The 24,923-nt window shown below is 64.5% G+C and carries 21 protein-coding genes; 8 read left to right on the forward strand and 13 right to left on the reverse strand.

Annotation, left to right across the window (positions count from 1 at the left end; genetic code table 11):
• Positions 1–7 precede the first annotated feature (7 nt).
• A complete protein-coding gene (locus tag NKH06_RS03745) occupies positions 8–1,135 on the reverse strand; it encodes a GNAT family N-acetyltransferase (RefSeq protein WP_352892270.1) in 1,128 nt (375 codons plus the stop codon).
• On the reverse strand, positions 1,132–5,256 hold the full coding sequence (locus tag NKH06_RS03750) for a Pls/PosA family non-ribosomal peptide synthetase (protein ID WP_352892272.1): 4,125 nt from the start codon (positions 5,254–5,256) through the stop codon (positions 1,132–1,134). Before NKH06_RS03750 ends, NKH06_RS03745 begins: the two co-directional genes overlap by 4 nt.
• Before the next feature lie 259 nt (positions 5,257–5,515).
• Here NKH06_RS03750 and NKH06_RS03755 point away from each other — a divergent pair, with 259 nt between their 5' ends.
• Positions 5,516–6,124, forward strand: a complete 609-nt coding sequence (locus NKH06_RS03755) for a BA14K family protein (protein WP_352611118.1) — start codon at positions 5,516–5,518, stop codon at positions 6,122–6,124.
• Between the two features lie 95 nt (positions 6,125–6,219).
• On the forward strand, positions 6,220–6,567 hold the full coding sequence (locus NKH06_RS03760) for a DUF2934 domain-containing protein (RefSeq protein ID WP_352611119.1): 348 nt from the start codon (positions 6,220–6,222) through the stop codon (positions 6,565–6,567).
• Positions 6,568–7,173: 606 nt separating this feature from the next.
• Here NKH06_RS03760 and NKH06_RS03765 read toward each other — a convergent pair.
• The 7 genes from NKH06_RS03765 to NKH06_RS03795 all read right to left on the reverse strand — a co-directional run bounded on the left by NKH06_RS03765 (position 7,174) and on the right by NKH06_RS03795 (position 12,008).
• The gene (locus NKH06_RS03765; RefSeq protein ID WP_352892274.1) at positions 7,174–8,055 is read right to left on the reverse strand and encodes an MFS transporter; all 882 of its coding nucleotides are present in this window, start codon (positions 8,053–8,055) and stop codon (positions 7,174–7,176) included.
• Positions 8,037–8,303 carry a hypothetical protein gene (locus NKH06_RS03770; protein ID WP_352892276.1) on the reverse strand — a complete coding sequence of 89 codons (267 nt, stop codon included), beginning with the start codon at positions 8,301–8,303 and terminating at the stop codon, positions 8,037–8,039. The genes NKH06_RS03765 and NKH06_RS03770 overlap by 19 nt, the downstream gene beginning before the upstream one ends.
• A gap of 89 nt (positions 8,304–8,392) precedes the next feature.
• The gene (locus tag NKH06_RS03775; protein WP_352892277.1) at positions 8,393–8,827 is read right to left on the reverse strand and encodes a lipocalin-like domain-containing protein; all 435 of its coding nucleotides are present in this window, start codon (positions 8,825–8,827) and stop codon (positions 8,393–8,395) included.
• Positions 8,828–8,884: 57 nt separating this feature from the next.
• The gene (locus tag NKH06_RS03780) at positions 8,885–9,901 is read right to left on the reverse strand and encodes a zinc-dependent alcohol dehydrogenase family protein (RefSeq protein WP_127296952.1); all 1,017 of its coding nucleotides are present in this window, start codon (positions 9,899–9,901) and stop codon (positions 8,885–8,887) included.
• A gap of 25 nt (positions 9,902–9,926) precedes the next feature.
• A complete protein-coding gene (locus tag NKH06_RS03785; protein ID WP_127296953.1) occupies positions 9,927–10,322 on the reverse strand; it encodes a (R)-mandelonitrile lyase in 396 nt (131 codons plus the stop codon).
• Between the two features lie 19 nt (positions 10,323–10,341).
• Positions 10,342–10,812, reverse strand: coding sequence for a cyclophilin-like fold protein (locus NKH06_RS03790; protein ID WP_352722087.1), 471 nt, complete (start codon positions 10,810–10,812; stop codon positions 10,342–10,344).
• Positions 10,809–12,008 (reverse strand): MFS transporter, encoded by a 1,200-nt coding sequence (locus tag NKH06_RS03795; protein WP_502914398.1) that lies wholly within the window; start codon positions 12,006–12,008, stop codon positions 10,809–10,811. Before NKH06_RS03795 ends, NKH06_RS03790 begins: the two co-directional genes overlap by 4 nt.
• 141 nt (positions 12,009–12,149) lie before the next feature.
• Here NKH06_RS03795 and NKH06_RS03800 point away from each other — a divergent pair, with 141 nt between their 5' ends.
• The 6 genes from NKH06_RS03800 to NKH06_RS03825 all read left to right on the forward strand — a co-directional run bounded on the left by NKH06_RS03800 (position 12,150) and on the right by NKH06_RS03825 (position 19,535).
• Positions 12,150–13,043, forward strand: a complete 894-nt coding sequence (locus tag NKH06_RS03800) for a LysR family transcriptional regulator (RefSeq protein ID WP_352611126.1) — start codon at positions 12,150–12,152, stop codon at positions 13,041–13,043.
• Between the two features lie 230 nt (positions 13,044–13,273).
• Positions 13,274–14,083: a septum site-determining protein MinC gene (gene minC / locus NKH06_RS03805; protein WP_352892278.1), complete on the forward strand. Its 810-nt coding sequence runs from the start codon at positions 13,274–13,276 to the stop codon at positions 14,081–14,083.
• A 72-nt stretch (positions 14,084–14,155) separates the two neighbouring features.
• Positions 14,156–14,971, forward strand: a complete 816-nt coding sequence (minD, locus tag NKH06_RS03810) for a septum site-determining protein MinD (RefSeq protein ID WP_127296957.1) — start codon at positions 14,156–14,158, stop codon at positions 14,969–14,971.
• Positions 14,968–15,240, forward strand: a complete 273-nt coding sequence (gene minE / locus NKH06_RS03815) for a cell division topological specificity factor MinE (protein ID WP_023813379.1) — start codon at positions 14,968–14,970, stop codon at positions 15,238–15,240. Before minD ends, minE begins: the two co-directional genes overlap by 4 nt.
• A 297-nt stretch (positions 15,241–15,537) precedes the next feature.
• Entirely contained in the window at positions 15,538–17,742 is a 2,205-nt protein-coding gene (locus NKH06_RS03820; protein WP_352892280.1) for a sensor domain-containing diguanylate cyclase, read from the forward strand.
• A 326-nt stretch (positions 17,743–18,068) separates the two neighbouring features.
• Positions 18,069–19,535 (forward strand): coiled-coil domain-containing protein, encoded by a 1,467-nt coding sequence (locus tag NKH06_RS03825; protein WP_023813381.1) that lies wholly within the window; start codon positions 18,069–18,071, stop codon positions 19,533–19,535.
• Between the two features lie 281 nt (positions 19,536–19,816).
• On the opposite strand, the gene NKH06_RS03830 is transcribed toward NKH06_RS03825, so the two are convergent.
• The 4 genes from NKH06_RS03830 to NKH06_RS03845 are packed head-to-tail and all read right to left on the reverse strand — an operon-like array spanning position 19,817 to position 24,919.
• Entirely contained in the window at positions 19,817–21,601 is a 1,785-nt protein-coding gene (locus NKH06_RS03830; protein WP_031213654.1) for an ABC transporter ATP-binding protein, read from the reverse strand.
• Positions 21,602–21,610: 9 nt separating this feature from the next.
• Positions 21,611–22,645: a glycosyltransferase family 2 protein gene (locus NKH06_RS03835; RefSeq protein ID WP_352892282.1), complete on the reverse strand. Its 1,035-nt coding sequence runs from the start codon at positions 22,643–22,645 to the stop codon at positions 21,611–21,613.
• 4 nt (positions 22,646–22,649) lie between these two features.
• Positions 22,650–23,756 (reverse strand): glycosyltransferase family 2 protein, encoded by a 1,107-nt coding sequence (locus NKH06_RS03840; RefSeq protein WP_352611133.1) that lies wholly within the window; start codon positions 23,754–23,756, stop codon positions 22,650–22,652.
• A complete protein-coding gene (locus tag NKH06_RS03845; RefSeq protein WP_352892285.1) occupies positions 23,753–24,919 on the reverse strand; it encodes an acyltransferase family protein in 1,167 nt (388 codons plus the stop codon). Before NKH06_RS03845 ends, NKH06_RS03840 begins: the two co-directional genes overlap by 4 nt.
• Positions 24,920–24,923 lie beyond the last annotated feature (4 nt).

Below are 24,923 nucleotides of genomic sequence, written 5' to 3' on the forward strand. Positions count from 1 at the left end.
CTGCGCGCTACCGCGCGTTTTTCTCGACAAATGCCAGCACCACCACGCGCGGGGCAACGCAATAGGCGAGGCTGGCCTTGCGGCGCGTCTTCGTCGTCGCGTGGCCTGCGTTCAGGTCGATGGTGATGTCCTCATAGCCCAGCACCTCGCGATCGAGCGGATAGACGGCCTTGTAGACGGCTTCCTTGGCGGCAAATAGGATGCGGCCGGCAAGATGCCGGTCGGCTGCGTCCGTGCGGTCCGCGGGTGTTGTCACGAGCGCCAAAATGTCATCCGGGAGAGGCTGCGCGGGCTCGACGTCGATGCCGAGCGAGGCGATATCGCCAATCGGTGCAATCGCCGCCACGGCCATGTCGTCGTCGTGCGCGAGCGAACCGGTTATCCCGTCGGGCCAGACCGGCGCGCCAGACGGCGTGCGCAGGATGGCGACGTCGCCGACGCCAAGCTCCGCCAGCAGCCCGTGCGCAATCCACCGGGCCGCGCCGCTGGCGCGCCGCATGCCAGGCTGACGCGCGGGGATGGAATGCGCTTCCCCGGGCAGCAGATGGGCGTCGTCGCCGTCGCGGATCATCCGGCATCCGATCCGGACTCCCGATGGTGCGATGGCGGCGATCGCTTCGGCCAAGGCGATTTCCTCGGGCAGCCGCATCACGACTCGTGCGTCCGGGGCCGGCAAAGCGAGATCGGCTATCATTTCTCCGTCCTCGTCGAGCCCTTCTTCGACGAAACCGGCGCTGCGATAGAGATTTCGCGCCGCATCGTTCTCCGGTTCGTAGCAGATCGAGACGTGGCTGATATGGCTGAGCCCCTGGATTTCGTCCAGCACCTTACGCAGCGCGGCCTTGCCGTAGCCTTTGCCCTGAGCGGCGCGGTCGATCATGAAGCGGTAGATGCGTGCCTCGTCGTCATCCGGAGGAGCCTCGTACATCAGGAAACCGACGACACGATCCCCGGCCATGACGACCCGTGGCCGGGCGTCTTCGTCAGTCCCGGCTTCTTCCAGCGAGTCCGCATTGCCGGCGACGAAATCCCTCTGCTCCGGGGCGAGTTCCAGGGCCGCGACCATGGCGCGGTTGGCCTCGGTCACGGCAACGAGACGGATGTCTGCGGTGTTCAAGCCGATGCCCTTCTTCAAGCCAATGCCGGGGCAGATGCCTTGGAGCCATCGTCGGTGATCGGCTCGACGAAGCGGTGCAGCTTGGCCGGGTTACCACGCCAGATGGAGTTGGGCTCCAGCTCTTCGCCCTTCATGACGAAGGAGTCGACATCGACCACCGAGCCTTCGCCCATCACGACGCCGTAATGGACAAAGGCGGAGGGTCCGAGCGTGCAGCCCTTGCCGATGCGGATGAAGTCGGACTTGAAGGCACCTTCCTCCAGCGAATGGGCCTGGATGACGCAGCCCTCGTTGAGAGTGGCGTCGTCGCCGATCTCCACCAGCGAGCGTTCGGTCAGATTGCTGCCGCCGTCATAGACACGGCTGCCGATCTTGACACCCAGCATACGCAGGATCATCGGGCGGAACGGCGTGCCGGCGAACAGGCGCACGATCGGCGAATCCGCCAGCTTCCAGTGGCGCTCGTGGCGCCAGAAGGCGACGTCGTAGATCGTCGTCATCTGCGGCTTCAGCCGGCCAAAACCAAGGCTCGCCCGCTCCACGAAGATGTAGAACGGAATGGTGATCGCCGAGGTCAGGAGCACGGCGACGAACAGCGCGACTTCAGCCCATTCGGTATAGTAGTTCAGCGCCCGGTCCCAGATCGCCAGCGTGGCGAACAGCATGATCCATTGCGTTGCCACGAACAGCAGGATCGTCACCAGATTGTGGCGGTTCTTGTGCGGGATGCGCCGGCGCCGGTCGTCTTCGTCGACGCCCGCGATCAGTTCCTTGTCGCGGTTCACCATGCGCGGGATTTCAAAGGCAGGCGAACCCAGAAGCCCGACATTCTCGCGCAGCGGCCCGTCGATGGGGATCATCACCTTGGTGCCGAGCAGGACGTTGTCGCCGGTGCGTCCGTCCGGCGGATAGTAGATGTTGTTGCCGAGATAGTTGCGCTCGCCGATCCTCGTCGGCTCGAGCCTGAAGGCGGCGGCGGATTTGTGCATGTTGATCATGAACAGCCCGTCCGACACCATGGTCTCGGTGCCGATCTCGCACAGAAGCGGGTTTTCGTGCTGCTGGTTGGAACCGAAATTGGAGCCGGTCTGCACCACCTTGTTGAGGTTCCAGCCGATGGCTCGCATGTAGTGCACGATGGCCGAGCTGTCGCCGGCCAGCAGGCCGAGCACGCGGGAGTTGCTGGAGAATTCGGCGACAGTCTGCAGCCAGTAGCGGAAGCCGTACAGCGTGTAGGTGCGGCCGGGCTTCAACAGCAGGCTGACCAGGCGCGGCACCAGCGTCGCCGCCAGGAAGGATGCGGCCATGTAGCCGAACAGCGTCACCGTGGTGCCGATCGCGACGACGCCGATGGTTTCCTGGTAGTCGTCGCCGACATTTTCCCAATAGCTGTGGAACAAGAGCGGCAAGGGGGTGACGATGGCAAACAGCCCGATCAGCTGAACCGCTTCGAACAGAAAGCGCCGGATGTTGGACGGATCGACATTGCGCACCTTGCAATAGTCGGCCGTGGTCGGCACGGCCGGCGAGCCATGCCAGCGTTCGCCGTCGGGGATGCTTTGGCCGCGGTGCAGCGAGGACGAATGGCCGAGCTGGGCGCCATCGCCGATGCGGGTGTCGATGTCGAGCGTCGAGCCGACGCCGACGAAGGCACCGCGGCCGATGGTCAGCGGCCCGGTGTGGATATAGCCGGACTGTGCCCGGAAGCCGAGAATCATCGATTCCTTGCGCAGGATGGTGTTGGCGCCGATCGAAATGAGATCCGTGCAGACGGGCACGGATTTCGATTCGATGACGGCGTTCTTGCCAAGCTTGGTGCCGAGAAGCTGCAGATAGATGCTGTAGAGCGGGCTGCCGCGGAACAGCACGACGGGCGCGGTGCGGATCAATGTCTTGACCACCCAGAAGCGGAAGTAACGCACGCCCCAGATGGGAAACGCCTCCGCCTTCCAGCGGCCGACCAGCACCCATTTGGCGATGACGGCAAAGCCCGACATGCCGAAGAACACGGCGGCCGAAAGTGCCACGCAGCGCAGATACAGCTGCAGCGGATCGTCGAGCGCGTCATACATCCAGTTGAGGCCGTCATTGACCGCCCACAGGGCGCCATAGCTGTAGAGCGCGTAGAACAGCAGCTGTGCGGCGCCGCAGGTCCAGTAGGCAAGATTCGAGGCCCGGCGGGTGAGGACGGGCTCGTTGGTGGCCGTCGTCATCTCGTCCGCCACGCCCAGGTGAAGCGCCAGGCGCGCCACGGTCGGGTGGAGATAGATGTCGCGCATCGACGCCGTCGCCCATTCCTTCCTGGTGCGCAGGCGCGCGCAGAAATGGGCCATCAGCAGCGAGTTGGCGCCGAGATCGTCGAAGAAATTGTCCTCGACGGACACTTCCTCGAATTTCAATACGGCGGCCAGTGCGTCGGCCAGGAAACGCTCGTCGTCATTGGCGGGCGCGACCATGGCGCGATCGCCCGAAAGCCGCACACTTGTCGGCTTCGGCAGCTGGCGCAAATCCACCTTGTTGGAAACCGTCATCGGGATGGCCGGCAGTTCCTCCAGATAGGAGGGCACCATGTAGTCGGGCAGCCGCCGCTTCATCGTCCTGGCGAGGTCCGCGCGCGAGATCGCCGGTTGGCCGGCCTTTGGAGCGTAATAGGCGACGAGTTCGACGCGGCCGGGCTCGATCTCCCAGGTGGTGACGGCGGCCTGGGCGATTTCGGGCTGGTCGAGCAGCACCGCCTCGATCTCGCCGAGCTCGATGCGGTAGCCGCGGATCTTCACCTGGGTGTCGATGCGGCCGGCATACTCGATCTCGCTTTGGTCGTTGATGCGGCCAAGGTCGCCCGTCCGGTAGATGCGCTTCGACGGGTTGTTCGGCAGGCCGACGAAATCGGCGATGAATTTCTGTTCGGTCAGGTCCGGCCTGTTGAGATAGCCGACCGCGAGCCCGATGCCGGCAATGCCGATCTCGCCCAGTTCGCCCGGCTCGGCGAGCTGCGGCAGCGAAGCGTCGAGGATGACGATGGAGTAGGTCGGCAGCGGCGCGCCGATGGTGACGGGACTGTCCGGCGTCAGCGCGCCCATTGTAGCGGTGACGGTCGCCTCGGTCGGCCCATAGGTGTTCAGGATCTGCCGCCCCGGCTTCGACCAGCGCACCACCAGATTGTGCGGGCAGGCCTCGCCGCCGACCAGCAGCGTGCGCAGGCTGGGCACATCTGACGTCATCGACGACAGCAGCGTCGGGCTGCAGGCGATGCAGGTGATGTCATGGAGCCGCAGGAAATCGGCCAGTTCCTCGCCCACCAGCGGCATCTGGCCCGGTGCCGGCACCACCGTAGCGCCGGCGACGAACGGCACCCAGATCTCTTCGGAGGAAAAGTCGAAGGCGATGGTCATGCCCTGGTAGACGCGATCGCCCGGCCGGTAGCCGTAGGAGGCGGCGGCGACGCGGATGAAATTGACGAAACTCTGGTGCTTGATGACGACGCCCTTGGGCTTGCCTGTGGTGCCCGAGGTGTAGAGGATGTAGCAGGTGTCGTCTGATGAAGCGGCCTTCGCATTCGGCTTCAGCGGCGCGCCGGACTCTTTGGAGATTTCGGCGGCAGTGCTGTCGATCAGCAGATGCGGGACCGGCAGCTGGCCGGCGCGCGACGCATAGGCGGCGATGGTGACGATCAGGCTGACGCCGGCGTCTTCGATGATGAGCGCCATCCGCTCCTCGGGAAAAGCGGTGGCCAGCGGCACGAAGGCAGCACCTGCCTTCATCACGGCGAGCAGCGCGACATAGGTCTCCGCCGAGCGGTCGAGAATGAGCCCGACGCGGTGGCCCGGTCGCACGCCGCGCTTGACCAGCAGGCGGGCGAACTGGTTGGCCCGGCTGTCCAGTTCACGATAGGTCCAGACACGCCCGTCGGAGATCACCGCCGGCAGCGCTGCAAACATTTCGGCGAGCTGTTCGAAGACGGTGTCGAGCCGCTCGCCGGGGAGGCCGTGCCGGGCAAAGTCGGCGCCCGTCAGGATCTGCCCGCGCCTGGCTGTCGCGGGGGCCGTTCTTACCAGCGCATCGACATCTGCCGGGCCGCTTTCCAGCCCCGATCGTTCCGCGTCCAGTTCGGCGATGTCGACACCGTGATCCATTTCCATACTTTCCCGTCCAGGCCGGGCATCGCCCGGCACGGCCATTTTTCCAGTTGTTGTGGGATGCTTATGCCATCCGATCTTTTCGCCAGTTTTTCCGAACTGTTGAATATTGTTTCTGAACTGTGTCTGGGCGCTCTTTTGAGCCTCCCTTGGCGGCTCTCGCCGGGCGCGCTCGGCGGCACGCGAGGGCGTGCACCCGGCGTTTTTCTGGAACCAGCCTTGAGGCCCCGCATTCTATGAGCAGGGACTTAAGGAGCGTGTGGTGAAAGCGGTTTTGGGACTGGTCTGCGGCTTCGTGCTGACCCTTGCGGTCTTCGGCAGCGGACTGGGCTTCGCCGCTTGGCTGCTTGCCGCGAAGCCGCCGCGCCAGGCAACGGCTACTGTCAGCGTGGCGGAGCTGTGGACCAAGAAGGCGCGGCCGGTGAACAAAGCCGGGCAGGGCCTCGAACGCCTGCCGGCCAAACAGTCCGCGCCGCCCGACATCCCCGCCAAACCGCAGGAAACACCGCCCGACCCCACCGTCACCGGCGCCATCGCGCCCAAGACGACCGGATTGCCGCCTCCGCATCTCGCCTGGTGCGCCAGCCGCTATCGCTCCTACCACCCGGACGACAACAACTATCTCTCCTACAGCGGGCAGCTGCGCCCCTGCATCTCGCCCTATCTCGAAGCCGCCGGCCAGCTCGTCCAGCCCACTGCCGCCGATGGCGACGAAAACGGCGCCGGCCTGGGGGTCTACGCTGCCGACGATGGCGGCGAAGCACTTTCGGCCGACCATGTCGATTACTGCTTCAGCCGCTACCGCTCCTATCGCCCGGAAGACAACTCCTACCAGCCATACTCCGGCGGGCCGAGACGGCAATGCCAGTAGAGCCCGCGCGCCGCAGGCAGGCGATCCGATCGCGCGGATTTTCCGGAGCGTTCGCATTGGCGCGACGTTCAACCCTGACCTAAGGAGGACTGACCATGAGCGACGACCGGGACGACAGAATTCGTGAGCGCGCCTACCAGATCTGGGAACGGGAAGGCCGCATGCAGGGCGACCCCGAACGGCACTGGCACCAGGCCGAGGCGGAGATCGACCGCGAGGCGGCCCTGCCGCTGACGGCGGACGATGCGCTGCCTGAGACTGGCGAGGTCGCCAGCACCGACGTGCTGGAGGTCGAGGCGCTGGCGGTGCGCACCGGCATATCGGGCGACGAGGCACAGGAACTGCTCGACCGCTTGGGCAACGACCGCGCCGCGGTGGAGCAAGCCGCCCGCAGCCTCAAGGCCAAAAGGCGGCGAAACCCCGATGAGGGACTGGCCAAATGATCGAAAGCTGAAGGACGGAAATACCGGCTCCATTCACTCAAGAAGGGCGAAAACGGCGACGCCTCATCATCTTCGGCTCTGTCGCCAATCTTTTTCGCCATGGCCAGAGCCTTGGACTGGTCGTGAGCACGGCCCGCCAACGCGGCTTCTCGAAACGCTCAGGTTGCGACGGGCTGGTCGGTCATCACTTGCGCTGGACCGCGAAAGCGAAAGCCCGCGCCTCTGGCGGAGGACGCGGGCCGATCGGACGGCCGATCTTCGGCAGGCGGTGGAGGGCACCACCTGCCGCACACATCAACAATTAGTTATGACTAATGTTCCGTCAAGCTGGATCTACTTTCGTTCGAATGTCGGCCTTGACTGCGATTGCGCCGCTGGCCTGGGAATGCATGCGTCCGGCGGGCAGCTTGCGTCAGTGGCGATAGGAATTTATTCTTGACCCGTGAGGGCAGTTATGCTACATTTCTATCTATGGTGCTGATTTGCGCCAGTGCCCCGCCGCACAGGCGGGTTTTTTGCGTGTTGGCTGGCGCTGCGCCAATTTTCAACGTTGCCAGCGCGAGGTGATCGTAGTTGCGCAACATCGCGAGCATAGAATACCCGGCACTAGCGTAGGGCGTTACGGCGACCCAGCAGCAGAGCGATGCCCAACGCCGGAAGCGTCGCCATCGCGACGGCGAAGAAGACGAATTGCAGCCCGGCCGACGCGGCGACCAAGCCGAGCGCTGGACTGCCGAAGCCGAGCGCCACGTCGAGGAAGACGGTGTAGAGTCCCATGGCCAGGCCGCGGCTGCGCGACGGAAGATGGCTTACTGCCTCGGCACCGAGACCGGGATAGACCAGCGAGTAGCCAAGGCCAGTGAGACCCGCCCCAATTGCGGCGACAACAGGCCCGGTCGCAAGCCAGATCAGCATCAGCCCTGCGGCCTCGACGGCGACGAAGATCACAGCGACGCGTGCGCCCCCAAGCCTGTCGGGCAGGTGGCCGAAGCATAGCCTTGCCACGATCAGCGCCGCGGCATAGGCCGTGAAGGGAAGCCAGATCGGCTGCCATCCCCGTTCGGCAAAGAGCAACGCGGCAAAGGCCAGGATTGCGCCATAGCCGAGGCTGCTGAAAGCTGCTCCCACTCCGGGAAGCCAGACCGCTTGAGCCACGCTCGTCCATGACTGCGGCACGCTGCTCGCGGCGGTGCTGGTGCCACGCATCGGCAGGATGGCAAGCAGCGTCGCAAGCGGCAGGACGATGGTCGCGAGTGCGATCGCAGTGAAACCGCTCGCCGCATAAAGCGCAGATCCGACCGGCGCTCCAAGCGCGAGCGCCGCAAACATCGCCGTGCCCACCCAGGCTATGACTTTTCCGGAGTTCTGTCCGCCCACAAGGGAGAGGCCCCAGGCGACGCCGCCGGTGATGATGAAGCTCTCCGACGCGCCCAATACCGCCCGGCCGGCGAAGAGCGCCGATGCGGACGCTACCGGCCGGTCGAGCAATGCCAGTGAGCCGAGGTAAAATAATCCCGCCAGGGCAGCGGCAATGAGGCCGACGACGACGGCCCGCTTGCCGCCGCGCCCATCGGCATAGTTTCCGGCCCAATGCGCGACAACATCGAGGCGACGAACTGGCTGCCCGTCACCAGTCCGACCGCGAAGGGGCCGAAGCCGAGTTGCTGATGAAGATGCAGCGGCAGGACGGGTAGCGCCAAGCCGATCAGAAGGAAGCCGGCGAAGACAGCCGCCATGATTGGCACCAGTTCCGCCATCGCTCCATTTCGGTCTGAAGTCCCCGCCACTTTGGCCATCGGCAACACCTTGAACCCAACAGTTCAGATCAGTAGCGTTCGTAGGTCACACGCCAGCCTTCGGCCGGATTGTCCGGCGTGAGGACCAGTTTGTTGTCCGAGACTTCGAATTTGCGTTTCATGCTCTTCCCGACAAGGTTGCGGACTAGGGAGGACTCGATCGTGATGACGAAGGTCTTGTCCTGGTCGTTGATGGCGACGGGCCCGTAATAGGCTTCGTAGCCATTCGCTGTGTAAGGCGTGTCCGGCGCCTTGGCGTCGGGGTTCTGGGCCTGCACCGAGAGGGAGCCGGCCTCGGTGAAGATGACCTGGCCGGAATACGGCACTGGCTTGAGGTTTCCCTCGGCACCGGCCTCGAGCGACCTCATGCGCCATGCGCCAATGATCGGGGACTCTTGCGAGAACGCCGGCGTGGCGACGGAAAGCGCAAGCGCAAGGGCAGCGATCTTCAATCTCATAGTCATATGTCGTTGTTCCTTTTCTGATTGCGGGTGCGGACAGGCCGTCCGCCTAATCTTCGCTCACACGGAAAGCATGACCTTGATGGCACGCCGCTCGTCCATGGCGCGGTAGCCTTCAGCGACCTCTGCCAACGGCAGCTTGAGGTCGAAGACCTTGCCGGGCTTGATCCTGCCTCGCAGTACACGGTCCATCAGGTCGGGCAGGAAGCGGCGCACTGGCGCTGGGCCGCCCATCATGCGCTTTTGGCCGAAGAATAGTTTTTGGCCGTCGAAGCTCACGCCATGCGGCACGCCGACATAGCCGATGGTGCCGCCGGGACGAGAGCAGGCCAGCGCCTGGTCGAAGGATTCTCCCGTGCCGACGCATTCCAGCACGGAGTCCGCGCCGACGCCCTTGGTGAGTTCCTTGATGCGCGTGACGCCTTCCTCGCCACGCTCGGCCACAATGTCGGTGGCGCCAAACTCGCGGGCGAGCTTTTGGCGGCTGGCGTGCCGGCTCATGGCGATGATGCGCTCGGCGCCCATCTCCTTGGCCGCAAGCACGCCCATCAGGCCGACCGCACCGTCGCCGACCACCACCACCGTCGATCCTTCTCGGACCTCGGCCGCGTCGGCCGCATACCAGCCGGTGCCGAGCACATCGGACACAGCCAGCAAGTCAGGGATGAGTTCGGCCGGCGGCACCTCGGCGGTGGCGACCAGTGTGCCATCCGCCAACGGCACGCGAGCGTAAGGCGCCTGCGCGCCCGACATGAATTCGCGCTGCACACAAGACGACTGGAAGCCGAAGCGGCAATGCGGGCAGGTATTGTCGGAAAGGCAGAACGACCCGACGACGAACTGGCCGGGACGGACCGTGCGCACCTCTGCGCCGACCTCGACGACGATACCACAATATTCGTGGCCCATGTGCATCGGGCCGTCGACCGGCTGCAGCCCGCGATAGGGCCACAGGTCCGAGCCGCAGATGCAGCTTGCCGAGAGCTTGATGATTGCGTCCGTCGGCCGCATGATTTTCGGATCGGCGATTTCCTCGCAGCGGATGTCGCCCGGTTTGTGAAGAATGGTTGCGATCATTTTGGTTCCTTTCGAGTGGAGAGAATCAAGCGCCGTAGTCGGCGTCGCTGACATGTTCCAGCCAGTCCACGACCTTGCCGTCCTTGACCTCCTGGAGGGCAATGTGGGTCATGGCGGTCAGAGGCGACGCGCCGTGCCAGTGCTTCTCGCCGGGCGCGAACCAGACGACGTCGCCGGCACGGATTTCCTCGACCGGACCCCCCTCGCGCTGCACGCGGCCAAGGCCGGAGACGACGATCAGCGTCTGGCCGAGCGGATGCGTGTGCCAGGCGGTGCGGGCGCCAGGCTCGAAGGTCACCTGTGCGCCTTGGACTCGCCCGGCATCGAAGGGATTGAAGAGTGGATCGATCCGCACCGTTCCGGTGAACCAGTCAGGTGGTCCCTTGCCGGAAGGCCTCGTGCCAGCGCGAAGAATGTCCATGGTGATCTCCTTTGCGTCCTCAAATGCGTTCGATGCGAAGCGGGAACTCGCCGCGAATGTGCAGGGCCTGCTCGCCCTCATCGAAGCGGCCGATCCTGATCAGCCCGGGATGGCGATAGTCGGCGTGGAACATGGCCAGATTGCCCCAGGGCATGAAATAGCACAGGTCGTAGGGCTGCTCGTTGGCGAACGGGCCACTTCCCTCCTCAGTCAGCTTGCGCGGCAGATAGGCGATCTTCTCGTTATGCGCGTAGTCCTCGATCTTGAGGTCGAGCGGCAGCATGGAGAAGAAGTCGCGCGCTGAGGGATTGTCGTAGAGCGTGGCGGTCATGATGCGGCCGTTGAAGGCCATCCTGATCTTCATGTCGGTTGGCTCCTGGCTGATCGAGGCTTTGCCTTCTTGGCTGGCGGCTGCGCGAGGCAGGGCCGCGACCGCGAGCGCGGCGCCGAGCAATGTCCGGCGGCTGAGCGGCGCACGCTCGATGGTCATGGCAAAGACTTCCGGGTCATATGCGATGCGGCAAGGGCGGCGAGCGCCGATCCGCAGAGCAGCACTGCGCCTAGAGTGAACGCTCCCCACCAGCCGACTGTATCGAAGAGCGTGCCGCCGATTGCGGCGCCGCCGGTGATGGCGAGCTGGATGACGGCTACCTGCAACCCGCCGCCGGCCTCTGCGTCGTCCGGCAGCGTTCGGCTGAGCCACGTGCCCCAGCCAACGGGCGCGGCCGTGCCGAAGAAGCCCCAGGCAACCAGCAGCAGTGTTGTGGGACCCGGGAGTGCACCGAAAGCGATGAGTGCAGCGGCCAGCGCGGCCATGACCAGCGGGATAGCGATGAGGATGCTGAACAGGCGCGTGCGCAAAAGCCGGCCGACGCACCATGTGCCGAGCACCCCCGCCAACCCCATCGCCAGCAGGACCGCCGAGAGGGCAGCGATGTCGAGCCGGGTGACGCTCTCGAGGAAGGGCCGAAGATAGGTGAAGAGCGCGAACTGGCCCATGAACAGCATCATGATCGACGCCATGCCGATGGCGACTGAAAGACGACCGAGCAGCGCCAGCGGATTGCCAGGACGCTTCCTCCGGCGCGGGGGCAGCGCCGGCAGGCTGGTCCACTGCCAGGCCAGCGCCAGGAGCCCAAACGGCACGACGAGGAAGAAAGCGCCGCGCCAGCCGACATAGGCGCCAAGAAAGCTGCCCAGCGGCGCCGCGATGGTGGCCGCAATGGCATTGCCCGCGTTTAGCATGGCGAGACCCTTCGGAACCATGTCTTGCGGCACGAGGCGCATGACGATCGCGGTCGACATCGACCAGAACCCGCCGATCGCGATGCCGAGCAGTGCCCGGCCGACCATGAGGAACGCGTAGTTCGGCGCGAAGGTCACAGCCAAACCGGACACGATGAGGAGGAGGGTGAAGCCAGTCACGACCAGTCGGCGGTCGATGCGGCGCGTGAGACCGGCGACCAGCAGGCTGGTCACGACAGCGAAAACGCCCGAAATCGAGATCGCCTGTCCCGCGTGGCCCTCGGTGATGCCGAGATCGGACGCTAGCGGCGACAGCAGGCTGACCGGCATGAATTCAGACGCGATGAGCACGAAAACACACAGCGCCATCGACAACACCGCGCCCCATGCGGCGCGGTCTTCAACAAGCCTTGTGTCGTACGTCGTTTCCACATTCGGCATCCTTGCAAGGCGACCGGGTGGATCAGCCGCCAATCCCTGTCGCGATGCCATAAGATATTGCAGAGGAACCCATTTTATTAGGCTAAGTAATCCGCATGGACTTATCTGTTCGTGATATAAATGCCCGACGGGAGGTGCCCTATGCAGCGCGATGGCATGAAGGATCTGCTATGGTTCGTGGCGGTCGCGCGGGAGCGCAGCTTCACCAAGGCGGCGGCCAAGCTCGGAACCTCGCAGTCGACCCTGAGTTCGACAATCAAGGAGCTTGAAGCTCGTCTTGGCGTCCGTCTGCTGACACGTACGACGCGGAGCGTCGCACCAACCGAGGCCGGCGAGCGACTTTTCCAGTCTCTTGTTCCCCGCTTCGAGGAAATCGAAGCCGACCTTGCAAGTCTGGTGGCCTTTCGCGACAAGCCCTCCGGAACGGTCCGTATCACGCTGTCCGACCATGCGCTCCAGACGACCGTCTGGCCGAAGCTGCAGCCCTTGCTCAGCGACTATCCTGACGTGTGCGTCGAACTCTACAGCGACAACGGCATGAAGAACATTGTGGAGGAGCGCTTCGACGCGGGCGTGCGGCTAGGTGAGAGCATCGACAGGGATATGATCGCGGTTAGGATCGGGCCGGATTGGAGGCTCGTGGCCGTGGCTTCGCCGGAGTACTTTTCCCGCCATCCGGTTCCGACCGCGCCCCAGGACCTGGTCGATCATGACTGCATCAATATGCGGCAGGCGACGTTCGGCGGATTATATGCCTGGGAATTCGCCAAGCAAGGCCGCGACCTTCGTGTGCGGGTGGAAGGCCAGCTCACCTTCAATTCGTCCATCCCCATGATCGAGGCTGCGATAAGCGGTTTCGGGATCGCCTATGTCCCGGAAAACCTCGTCAGCCACCATATCGCCACGGGATGCCTTAGGCTCGTGCTTGACGATTGGAGTCCGCCATTTGCTGGCTATCACCTGTACTACCCGAGCAGGCGACAGCTCTCGCCTGCGATGGCGATGATCGTCGACGCGCTTCGTCATCGCATCTGACCCCCAAGACTGTGCATTGGCAAATGGGGTCCCGCGCGCAAAGCTTTCGTGGCGCGCTGCTGCCTCAAAAACCCGCAGCGCATTGAGTGAAAGGAAACGGATCGACTGTCACTGCCTTGGCGTTGGCTGACCTTCCAACTTCTCGCAAATTGGCCCTCATCCCCCTCCCATTAACCTTTCATTAACCATCCTCCCGCTAGCGTTTACCTCTCAGTAAGGATTCGCCAGCCGTGACCTTTGCCGCCCCCCTCGAGGCCAAATCCATTCGTTTTCGTGCCCGCTCTTTCGTCGCTTTCACGCTGACGCCCGAAGCGCCTTTGGACGTGTGGCTTGAGGGGCTCGATCACTGGATCGGCAACTCGCCCGGCTATTTTGCCGGGCGGCCGGTGGTGCTTGATCTCAACACCTTGAAGCCCGATGTCGCCGCGATCGAATCGCTGGTCGACGTGCTTGGCCATCGCGGCATTCGTGTCTATGCCATCGAGCTCGACGGCCACGCCGCACTCGCGCCCAACCTGCCGCCGGTTTTGGTCGGTGCCAAGGAGGCGACGACGGATGGGTTGCTGCCCCGCGAGGCGCGGGCGGAGGGTTTCGACAAGGCCGAGGGCAAGGCGCCTGAACAGCACGCCGATGCGGGCAGCGCGGGCAAGGCCGGCGTCGGCAAGGCTGACGCAAGCAAGGCGGGCGATAGCGAGCCGCAGGTTGAAGCTTCGGGCACGCTGATGATCAAGGCGCCGATCCGCTCGGGCCAGGCGATCGTGCATCCGCATGGCGATGTCATCGTGCTCGGTTCGGTCGCTTCCGGGTCGGAGATCATCGCGGCGGGCTCGATCCATGTCTACGGCACGCTGCGCGGGCGCGCTTCGGCGGGTGCGCTGGGCAACAGGGGCGCGCGCATCTTCTGCCGCAAGAACGAGGCGGAACTTCTGGCGGTCGACGGCTGGTACGTCACCGCCGAGGAGATGGAAGGCGTTTCGCGCGGCAAGCCGGTGCAGGCGTTTCTCGACGGCGACGCCTTGCGGGTTTCGACGCTGAGCTGACATTCGTTTCGATATTGGGGCGGCCGATGGTCGCTCGACCAAAAACAAATGAACAACAACGGAGGCTATTCAATGGGCAAGGTAGTGGTGGTCACCTCGGGCAAGGGGGGCGTCGGCAAGACGACCTCGACGGCGGCCCTCGGGGCGGCCGTGGCCAAGACCGGCAAGAAGGTGGCCTTGGTCGACTTTGACGTCGGCCTGCGCAACCTCGACCTGATCATGGGTGCCGAGCGGCGCGTGGTGTTCGACCTCGTCAACGTCATCCAGGGTCAGGCCAAACTTTCGCAGGCGCTGATTCGCGACAAGCGGGTCGAGACGCTGTTCCTGCTGCCGGCTTCGCAGACGCGCGACAAGGATGCGCTGACCGAAGAAGGCGTCGGCGAAGTCATCGACAAGCTGCGCTCGGTGTTCGACTACGTGTTCTGCGACAGCCCGGCCGGCATCGAGCGCGGCGCGCAGCTCGCCATGCGCTTTGCCGACGAGGCGGTCATCGTCACCAATCCGGAAGTGTCGTCGGTGCGCGATTCCGATCGCATCATCGGCCTGCTCGATGCCCGCACCTTGCGGGCCGAGCAGGGCGAGCAGATCGCCAAGCATGTGCTGGTCACCCGCTACGACGCGGCGCGCGCGTCGCGCGGCGAAATGCTGTCCATCGACGACGTTCTGGAAATCCTGTCGGTGCCGCTGCTCGGCATCATTCCGGAAAGCCAGGATGTGCTGCGCGCCTCCAACCTCGGTTCGCCGGTGACGCTGTCGGAGCCGCTCAATGCGGCCGCCAAGGCCTATATCGACGCCGCCAGGCGGCTGGAGGGCGAGGAATTGCCCGTCATCGTGCCCTTCGAGCGCAAGGGCTTCCTCGATCGTCTTTTGGGAAGGAGGGCGGCATGAACCTGCTCGACATCTTCAAGCGGCGCTCCAGCGCCCCGGTGGCGCGCGAGCGGCTGCAAGTGCTGCTCGCCTACGAGCGCCGCAACCGCAGCCAGCCCGACCTCGTCTCCATCCTGCGCGAGGAGATCATGGCCGTCATTGCCAAGCATGTGCAGATCGACCAGGACTATCTGCAGGTCTCGATGGACCGCGGCGAGACCATGTCGACACTGGAAATCGACATCCAGATCCCCAACAAGAGCGCCGTGCCGATGGCCATGGCGGGGTGACTTTACCCTCCCCCTTGTGGGGGTCCGAAGGACGGGCGAGACCGGTGGCTCGCCCCCGCAAGTCGATCCGCAAAGCGGATCGGGGTGGGGAGGCGGCGCCAGCACCCCCCACCCGGACCTGCGGTCCGACCTCCCCACAAGGGGGAGGTGGGGAGCCCAGTCCGCTCCCTCCGCGTGTGGAGCGGCTTCGCCTGCCATCGTTAGGACGTTGATAAGCATTTGGTAATAAAAAGCCGGAAATGAGATGCTGGCTCGATTTGACATGCGCAATGCTGTCGTTCTCGGCGGAGCCATGACATGCGTATCAAGAGCCAGATCATTCTCTCCATGGTGGCCGCCGCGGCCCTGATCGGGCTGGTCGGCGGCGTTGCGATCTTTACGCAGATAGCGGCGACCAAATCGTTGGGGTTGACCGAAGCGACCAACGTCGCGCGGGAATTGGCCGACACCATCGTTTTCAAATCATCCGATGGGACGCCTTCGCTGCTCGAGCGGCCCGAGGCGCTCAAGCAATTCATGGAGCACCAGCACCGCCGCCTGCACCGGGATTTCCTGGTCCTCGACAACAACAAGACCATCCTTGCCCATGCCGCCGACGAAGAGCACCAGGTCGGCGACAAATTCGGTCACGACCCCGGCAACGAAATAGGCCAGACCTTGGCGGACGGCATTCCGCGCAGATTTGTCGACCCGGAGGAAGTGAACGCCATACTGGCCGTTCCGATCGAAAATCCCGAGGATACGATCATCGGCGCCGTGCTGCTGGAATATGACCCCGTTCTGCAGGCCGCCGAACAAAGCACCAACAGCCTGCTCTGGCTGGTTGGCCTCAGCGCGGCGGCCGCCGTGCTGGTCGCGGTCGGCTTTGCATGGCTGCTGCTCCGTCGTTTCAGCTCTGGCCTCGGGGACATGATGCGCGGCATGGAAGCGCTGGCGAAAGGCAACGCCATGACGCGCATCAGCCACGCCCGCAACGATGAATTCGGGCAGCTGGCCCATGGCTTCAACACGATGGCGGACCAGCTTGCATCGGCGCGTGCGCATGTCGAGGACATCGTCGAGACGGCTGCCGAAGGCATCGCGGTTCTGAACGGCGACGGCCGCGTCGCCAGCGCCAATCCAGCGGCGGCAACGATGATCGGGCGGCGCGCCGACAAGATCGTCGGGCAGCAATGGGATTCGGTGCTGACGGTTCGCGACCCCAGAGGCGGTGCGTTCGCCGCTGGCGCTTCTCCCATCGAAATGGCGTTAGCCACGGGCCGGCAACACCAGGGCGAAGTGCGCCTGACCAGATCCGACGGCTCGCATCTGCCGGTCATCGCCAGTTGCAGTCCGCTCAGCAGATCCGAAGGCGGCCTGGTCCTCACGCTCAACGACATCAGCGAGCTGCGCCGCGCGGAAGGAGTGGTCAACGAGCGTGCCGATCAGCTGGCGCTCCTCAACCGCGAACTGCACGACAAGTCCGAAACCACGACTCGTCTGGTGAAGCTTGGCGAACTGCTGCAGGCCTGCGTCACCTTCCCGGAAGCGTTCTCGGTGGTCGGCACGGCCATGGCCGAGTTCCTCGGTGGCTTGAGCGGAACCGTCCACTTGACCAGCGCGTCGCGCAACCTGGTGGAAGAGATGGCGCATTGGGGCGACGTCCGCTCGAGCGCCACGCAATTCGCGCCGGAAGACTGCTGGGCGCTCAGGCGCGGCCAGGAACATGTCGCTGGCCCCGGCATGCTCACGCCGCGCTGCGCGCATATCACCGAGAACGGCAAGAAGGGCTATGTCTGCATGCCTCTGGCGGCCCAAGGCGAGACGCTGGGCATCCTTCATCTGTGCGAGCCGAATGCGGCCGAGAAGCCACAATGGCTGACTGAAAGACAGCAGATCCTGCGAGGTGTCGTCGACACGCTGGCGCTCGCCCTGGCCAATCTGCGCCTGCGCGAGACGTTGCGGCAGCAGTCGATCCGCGATCCGAACACCAGTCTGTTCAACCGGCGATATCTCGAGGAGACGAGCAGCCGCGAACTGCGCCGGATGGAGCGCTCGGGCCAGCCGCTGGTGATCATCATGCTCGATGTCGACCATTTCAAGCAGTTCAACGATACGTTCGGCCACGAAGCCGGCGATCTCGTCCTGAAGCAGGTCGCCGCCACCTTGATCGAGCACGCCAGGGATAGCGATGTCGTGTCGCGCTACGGCGGCGAGGAGTTTGCCCTGGTCATGCCGGGAAGCTCGGTCCAGGAAGGTGCCGAGCGGGCGGAAGCGCTGCGCCAGGCAATCAGGAAGCTTCATTTGACGCATCGCGGCCGAACGCTGGGCACCGTCACAGCCTCGTTCGGTGTCGCCGCCTACCCCGAGCATGGCGTGGGCTGGGCCGAATTGACCAACGCCGCGGATCACGCGCTCTACGAGGCCAAGGGTAGTGGGCGCGACCGCGTCGCCATCGCGCTGGGCAACGCGTCCGGCGAGCGACCTCCGATCCAGTTGGTACCAGCCCCGAAAAGCAGCTGAGACCGTTTGGGGTAGAGCACTCGGCCCGGCCCGCGATAGTCATCCTGCGCCTGCCAAGAGGGATCAGGCAAGTTCTCTCTGCCCTCGAGGTCTCGCGCGCGGGCTCTTCCTGAGCGGCCGCGGTCTTGCCGTCCTTCAGACCTCCACACTGTCAGAGGATCCGGCTCTTTTCGGCTGCGGCATTGGTTGTTCGGGCTATTTCAACCCCCAAATGTCCCAAATTTACCTTTGTGCCGACGGGGCTTCCCCTGCGCAAGCAGCGGATGTAAGGATATATTAGCAATTTGTTAAGTTCGAAGCGAGGTATGCGTAAGGGGAGTTTGGTGATGAACTTCAGAGGCCTGATCAAGCGTGCTGAAGACGTGGATAAAGCGATCCAGGACCTGCAGATCGATTTGGCGGACGCGCTGGATGCAAGTCTCGACGCCGACGACCTGGTGCCGTCGGAGAGCGACGATGTGCCGGATGCCCAGGCGGCACCCGATGACGGGCCACCCCAGGCCGACGCGGCAAATGACGACAACGCCAGCAAGGCCGACGCCGCGGGCGATGCGGACAGTTCCGAAACCGCGCCACGACTGACGGCCCATACACAGACCCGGCTGGCTGCATTGAGCGCCTTCGAGGGTCTCTTCCATGACGCCAGGGACTATCTGGAGGAGATCAACGACAAGCTGTCGGAGATCGGCACCTCACACCATCTGACGCGTGAATTCCTCAACATCCTGCACAGCGACATCCTGCGCGCCAACGAGCTGGAGGTCGCTAATGCCGCCCTGGCCGCCGAACAAAGGGCGCTGTCGGAGAAGCTGCACGATGCGACGAGAAAGCTGCGCGAGCGTGAAGGCGCTTTCGAAGCGCTGCAGCAGCGCGAGACAAGCCTGGTTCAGGACCGGGAGACGCTTCGTGCGGCACTTGCCGCGGTAAGGCTGGAACTGGTGGAGACAGCCAATGCGAGCGCCAAACGTGAAGCGGAGTTCGGCGACATCGCCAAGCGGCTGACCGCCAGGACAGTCGAGGCCAACAGGCGCTTGCGCGAAAGCAAGATGCTGCGCGAAAAGCACGTCAACCTGTCGCTCGAACTCGACAAGGCGCTGAAGCGGGAATCGCAGGCGCGCCACAGGCTCGACGAGCTGTCGGCGGTCCATGCCAGCGAAGCAGCGCGGCTGGCGGAGCTGCTGGCCGCGCTCGGCAAGAGCGAGAAAGAGGAGATGCGGCTCCAGAAGTCGCTCGAGGCCGCACAGGCGAAGCTGTCGGAAACGAACGAAGCAGCACGCATGATGGAAGGCGACAAGGAAGCCGAGCTGGCTCGCAGCCAGGCGGAAATGCGCGGGTTGAGCTCGGAGATCCAGAACCTGCAATCGCGGCTGGAGCAAACCTCGACCGAAAACAGCGAAGCCGCAGGCGAGATCGCCAGGCTCAAGAGCGAACTGAACGATGCCTTGGCCGAAAAGAAGATCGCCGATGAAAGATTGTCGGCGCTGACCCAGGAGAGCGAAAGCGACAAGATGAGTCTTTCCAAGGTGAACGCCAACCTTTCTCAGCTGACGCTGCAACAGGCGTCCGAACAGATACAGTTCGACGTGCAGAGTCAGGAATGCGAGGACCTCAAAGCCGAAATCGCATCGCTCAATGCCCGGATCAAGGAACTGCTGCCCTACGAGCGGCTCCACAAGGCCACCAATGGCAGGCCGCGCGAGGACGGCGTGGTCGAGATAACCGGGGCGATGGCGAAGAAAGCACGGACGACGGGCAGGCGGCGCATGCGCAGGAATGTCGGCGCCGCTAGCTGAAGTGTGGCGCTGAAGGGCTTCAGGCGACCCGCTTCAGGTCTTTTGTGCATGGGAGGCCGGCACCTCACCCGGAGAGTAAGCCCAATGGGGCACCGGCCAGGCGGATCGACAGGTCCGCCGCACAGGCAAGGTAGCGCGCCTCGGTCCCGCACGGCATTGGTGCGATCACGGAAGGTGCCAGCGGCACTTCCCCAAGCTTCTGATTCGAACCTTTGCGACGGCCCGCCGGCCGGAGGCTGCAAACACGCCCGGGAAACGATCGCGGCCGGCCCGGTGCCTCCTCAGTCGAGCGGCTCGTGCTGATAAAGCTCGTCCATGCTGAGCGAGGCCAGGGCGCCGAAAGGGGCCTGCTTTTTCACGCGGCCGCCGCTCAGGATGACCACGTCGTCGCAGAACGAGATTGTGCTGTGGTGGTGGCTGATGACGATGGTCGTGCGGCGGCCGGCTCTCGACTTCAGGGTCTCGACGATGGCCGCTTCCGACAGCCCGTCCACCGCATTGGTGGCTTCGTCCAGGATGAGGAGATCGGGATCGCGGACCAGGGCTCTCGCCAAGGCGATCCGCTGCCTCTGTCCCGCCGACAGATTGACGCCCCTGTAGCCGACCAGCGTCTCGTAGCCCTGAGGCAGCCTTTCGATGAACTCGTGCGCTTCGGCCAGTCTTGCGGCGGCCTCGGCGTCGCCGGCTGTCGCCGTATCCTGCCCGTAGGTTATGTTTTCAAAAATGCTGCCATCGACCAGTTCCAGTTCCTGACTGGCCAGGGCGATGTGCCGTCGCCACTGGCTGGCGTCGATCCCGTCGAGCGGCGATCCATCGACGAGGATGCTGCCAGTGTCCGGTTCGACGAAGCGGCACAGGAGATTGACGATCGTCGTTTTGCCGGCGCCCGAGCGGCCGATCAGCGCCGTCGAGCGGCCGCCGCGGATTTCGAATGTCGCCGCATGCAGCACGACCTCGCGCCGGTCCGTACCGGAATAGGTGAATGTCACATCGTCGAACTTGATGCCCTGGCGCAGGCCGTGGAACGGCTCGTCGCCTTGCGGCGGTTGCGGCTTGCCGGCGGGATCCAGCAGCCATGTCACCTCTTCGAGCGATCCGCTCAGGCCCTGCAGCTGGCTCCACGACCCCTGCAGGGCCCGCATATGCGGCTGCAGCCTGTAGAGCAGGATGACGAAGGCGATGATCAGCGGGAAACTCACCTGCGCCAGCCAGGCGCCGATCACCACCGCCAGGAACAGCATGGCGTGGAGAACCTCCGTCAGCGGCGGCAGCGCTCCCTGGCGCACGAGCAGCGCGAAGGAGGCGCGGCGAACCGCATCCGACGCCGTGTCGAATATCGCCTTTTCCCGGTTCTCCTGTCCGAAGATGCGGATCAGCCGTCCGGCATGCACAAGGTGAAGCATCTGCGAGGCGAGGTGGCCGTTGCGCGAAGCGACGCTGCGGCTGGGCTCCTTCAGATTGGCAGAGAGGATAGCGTGCGCGATCTGGACGAGCGCCAGTCCGAGCGTGACCAGAAGCGTCATGCGCCACGAAAGCAGCAACAGGAAAGCCAACAGGATGATGGCGGCCGATGCGCTGACGATGGCCGACAGCATGATCTGGATCGCATCGGAGGCCCGCCAGGACTCGTTGGAGATGATGTTGAGCAGGCGTCCGGGGCTTTGCCGCAGGAAGAATGGGTAGCCGACCCGCAACAGCTGCTCCGACAGGGCGCCACGGATGGAATGGCTTGCCTTGCCGGAGATGAAGGTCGTCAGCAGCGTGTTGGCGAAGGCGAAGACGTTCTTCAGGATGATCGAGCCGAGGATGGCGACCGAAATGACGATCAGCCGGTCGCGCTCGCTCAAGCCCGATCCGACATGCTGGAGGACAGCGGAGAAGCCGCCCATTCCGGCCGCATCCCCGTGTCCCATGATGATGCCCAGCAACGGGATGATCAGGCCGATGCCGAACCCTTCGAGGACGGCGCTGAGCAGGCCGAGTACCACCACCGCCGGAAGCAGGCGCAGTTGCCGCTTTCCGAACGCCCGGAACAGCATCGGCAGGTTTGGCGGCAGCATTGGCATTATTGCGTTTCACCTCGCCTGGGCATTGGCTTGCTGATCTTGCCGCACTGGCTCGGCCCGCGGCCGTCTGGCCAGCAGGAGAACCGCGAACCTGGCCGCGCCGAGCAAATTCATGGCGACGATCGGCCAGTGCGGCAGGTTGAGTTCACGATCGAAGGCGGGTCCTCCCGCCAATTCCCTGATAGCCCCTCTTGCGGCCCAGTAGAAATGGCGAAGCAGCCAGGGCGCGTGGCGAACATGCTTCAGGCAGAGCCCGCCATTGCCCAGGCTGTAGTCGCGGTGCAGCTTCTCGATGGCTTTGCGATCCCGCCGGCCATGATGATGGAATATCGTCATATCAGGCACATACTCGACTGCGATGCCGAGCAGCATCGCCCGCACGAGGTAATCGGTATCCTCGGCCGACCGCATTGGTCCGCCGGCGCCGAAGCGTTCGTCGAAATAGCCGATGCGGGCCGCGACATCGCGGTGCATCGTCATGTTGCAGCCCAGCACAAAACCGCCGGGATGAACATCCGGCGTCAGCCGCTCGCGCACCCACGAGCGCTTGATGGTGAACGGCAAATCCCTGGGATCGCCAAGCTCGACACGGCCTCCCCGGATGAGCCATCGTTCCCCGGACGCATAGTGTCGCTCCAGATCGCGCAAATAGTCGCAATGGACGGCGCAATCATCGTCGACGAAGACCAGCACACGGCCGCGCGCACGCCTCAGCCCGGCGTTGCGGGCAGCCGCCAGCCCGGGGCGCGGCTCGCAAACGGGCGTGAATGGAATGTCCGATGTAGCGGCGATGCTGGCCAGGCGTTCGGCCGTCCGATCGCTCGAACCATTGTCGACCACAACGAGTTCGGCCGCGAAGCTGGCATGCGCGCGGCACGCGGCTTGCACCGACTTGATACAGGCATCGAGCACGGCGACGCGGTTGCGCGTGCAGATGATGAAGCTGACTTCCGGCGCCGATCGTTCCGGGCGGGGACCGGCCGGGGCAGGGCCAAGCGCCGTCGAACGATCGCGCTGCAGAGGTTGGTTGGCTTTGACGATCATGCCTTTAACTCAACCGATGAGACGCCAGAACCGCCGCGGCGGGCGCGGATTTGAAGAAGTATGCCATGGCATCGGCTTGTCTGGCGGCCGACAGCGAGGCAAGGCTGAGCCAGGGCGCCCAGGCGCCGGGCCGCAGCGCATATTGCTCGCGGCGCCGGATGGCATTCCATTTCGCGGTCCGCGTCAGCAATTCATGCGTCAGCGCGGGCTGCTTTTCGTCGGCCACCAGCTGGTAGAGGAAATAGAACAGGTTCAGCGCGCCGGCCTCGAAGCTCGGCCGCGTCGCCGCCGGCAGCGAGCGGATTTCCTCCTCCAGCGCGACGATGAAGCCGGCCGCACGGGCAACCGTGTCGTGGCTGACCGCGTCGCCAATGTCGCGCAGGTCCCGCGTGGCCTGCGCCAGGCCCTCGCGCTCGAGGTTCTCGGCCACGATCCGCAAATGCGTCCTGCGCATCTCCTTGACGTGCCGGCTGGTCACGCTTGCCTGATGGACGCGGTACACGACCAGGTTTTCGGGCATCATGGCTGCCGGGTAGCGGCTGGCCAGCCGCCTGAAAAGATCGAAGTCCTCGGCGTGCCTGTAGGTCTGGTCGTAGTGGAGAACGCCGTCGTCGATGACCTTCCTGTTGTAGACGACCGTCGGGTGCATGAAGATCGTGAAGAACATCGCCAATACAGGGATGCGGCCGAACTGGAACACCGGATCCGGCCTGCCGATGGCGATGCGGCCGCGGATCAACATGTCGACGCCGGCGCCGCAGAAGCCCAGTTCGGGCCGCCGCTCGAACAGCGCCACCTGGCGCGACAAACGCCAGGGATAGGCGACGTCGTCGGCGTCCATCCGCGCGACCAGTTCGCCCCGGGCGAGCGCCAGCCCTTCGTTGAGCGTCGCGACAAGGCCGCGGTTTTCACGCGAGACGATCGAAATGCGGCTGTCGGCCTTTTGGCAGCGCTCGAGTATCTCGAGCGAATTGTCGGTCGAGCCGTCATCGATAGCGATGATCTCCAGGCGGCCGTAGTCCTGCCGCAGGATGCTTCCCAGCGCGGCGGCGAGATAGGGGCCGGCATTGTAGACCGGCAACAGGACGGAGACGAGCGGCGCGGCGGTCATCGTCTTGCATCCGTGCGCTGGAGTTCGAGCGCCGGTGTGCGGCCATCGGGCGATCCGCCGGCCGCCGTCGCGAGCCAGCCGCCAGGGCTGCCCTGTGCGGAGCGGGTGCGCGCGACATAGGGGAAGTGGCGCTTCAGGCTGTTGAGCGGCCTCTCGAAAACCACCCAGGAAATCGAGGCCGCGACAATCGTGGCGGCGCTCGCAACCAGGAATCGCCCTGGCCCTTGCTCCGAGACGTTGAGCGGAATCCAGGGCTGCGCCTTGACGGCGAGCGACAGCAATATCGGATGGTAGAGATAGATGCCGTAGCTGATGCGGCCGAGGCCAAGCAGCGGCGGCAGTTCGGCAAGCCTGCCCAGGATGCCGCCAAGGCCGCGCGAACAGGCGGCTACGATGACCATCAGTGGCACCAGGGGCAGGACTTCTCGCAGCACCCAGCGGGCCCATTCCAATGTCGGATCGGCGGGCTCTGGGACTAACCACTCAATCGCCAGGAATGCGGCGGCGAAGGCAGGCCAGCCCAGCCGCATCCAGTGCGGCAGGCCGGCGCCCCTAAAATGCCAGCAGGCAAGCAGCGCGCCCGAAGCCAGCGCGTCCATGGATGCCGGCGGCAGCAGGTCGCGCGCCAGCGCCGGGGTGGCAGTGATCGGCCAATAGAAGCGATAGGCCAGCGACAATGCGATGACGGCGATGCAGATGGCCTCGAAGCGGCGGCGTGGGGCCAGCAGGACGACCAGCGGCCAGGCAAGATAGAACTGCTCCTCGATGCTCAGGCTCCAGAAATGGCCCAGCACCCAAGGGTTCCAGTTATTGTGCTGCGCATACCAGAAGTTCGACAGATAAAGCGCATGCCAGACCAGCGATCCTCTGGATTGATCCAGGTCAACCAGCCAGACGAAACCCAGGACGGCAAAATAGGGCGGGAATATCCGCAACATCCGCCTGATGTAGAAGGAGCGCAGCGCGGGGCCGGTTTCGAATTCGGTGGCCGAACGCGCCTCCAGCAGCAGGCGCGTGATCAGGAAGCCGCTCAGCACGAAAAACAGCCGCACGCCGATATGGCCCCAGAACGAAGGTCCCTCCGCGAAGAAATGGGAATACAACACCATCGTTACGGCGATGGCTCTCAACGCATCAAGTTGGATGTCACGGGCGCTTCCCATCAGC

The sequence above is a fragment of the Mesorhizobium sp. M1342 genome, assembly GCF_040317955.1.
Lineage (GTDB): Bacteria > Pseudomonadota > Alphaproteobacteria > Rhizobiales > Rhizobiaceae > Mesorhizobium.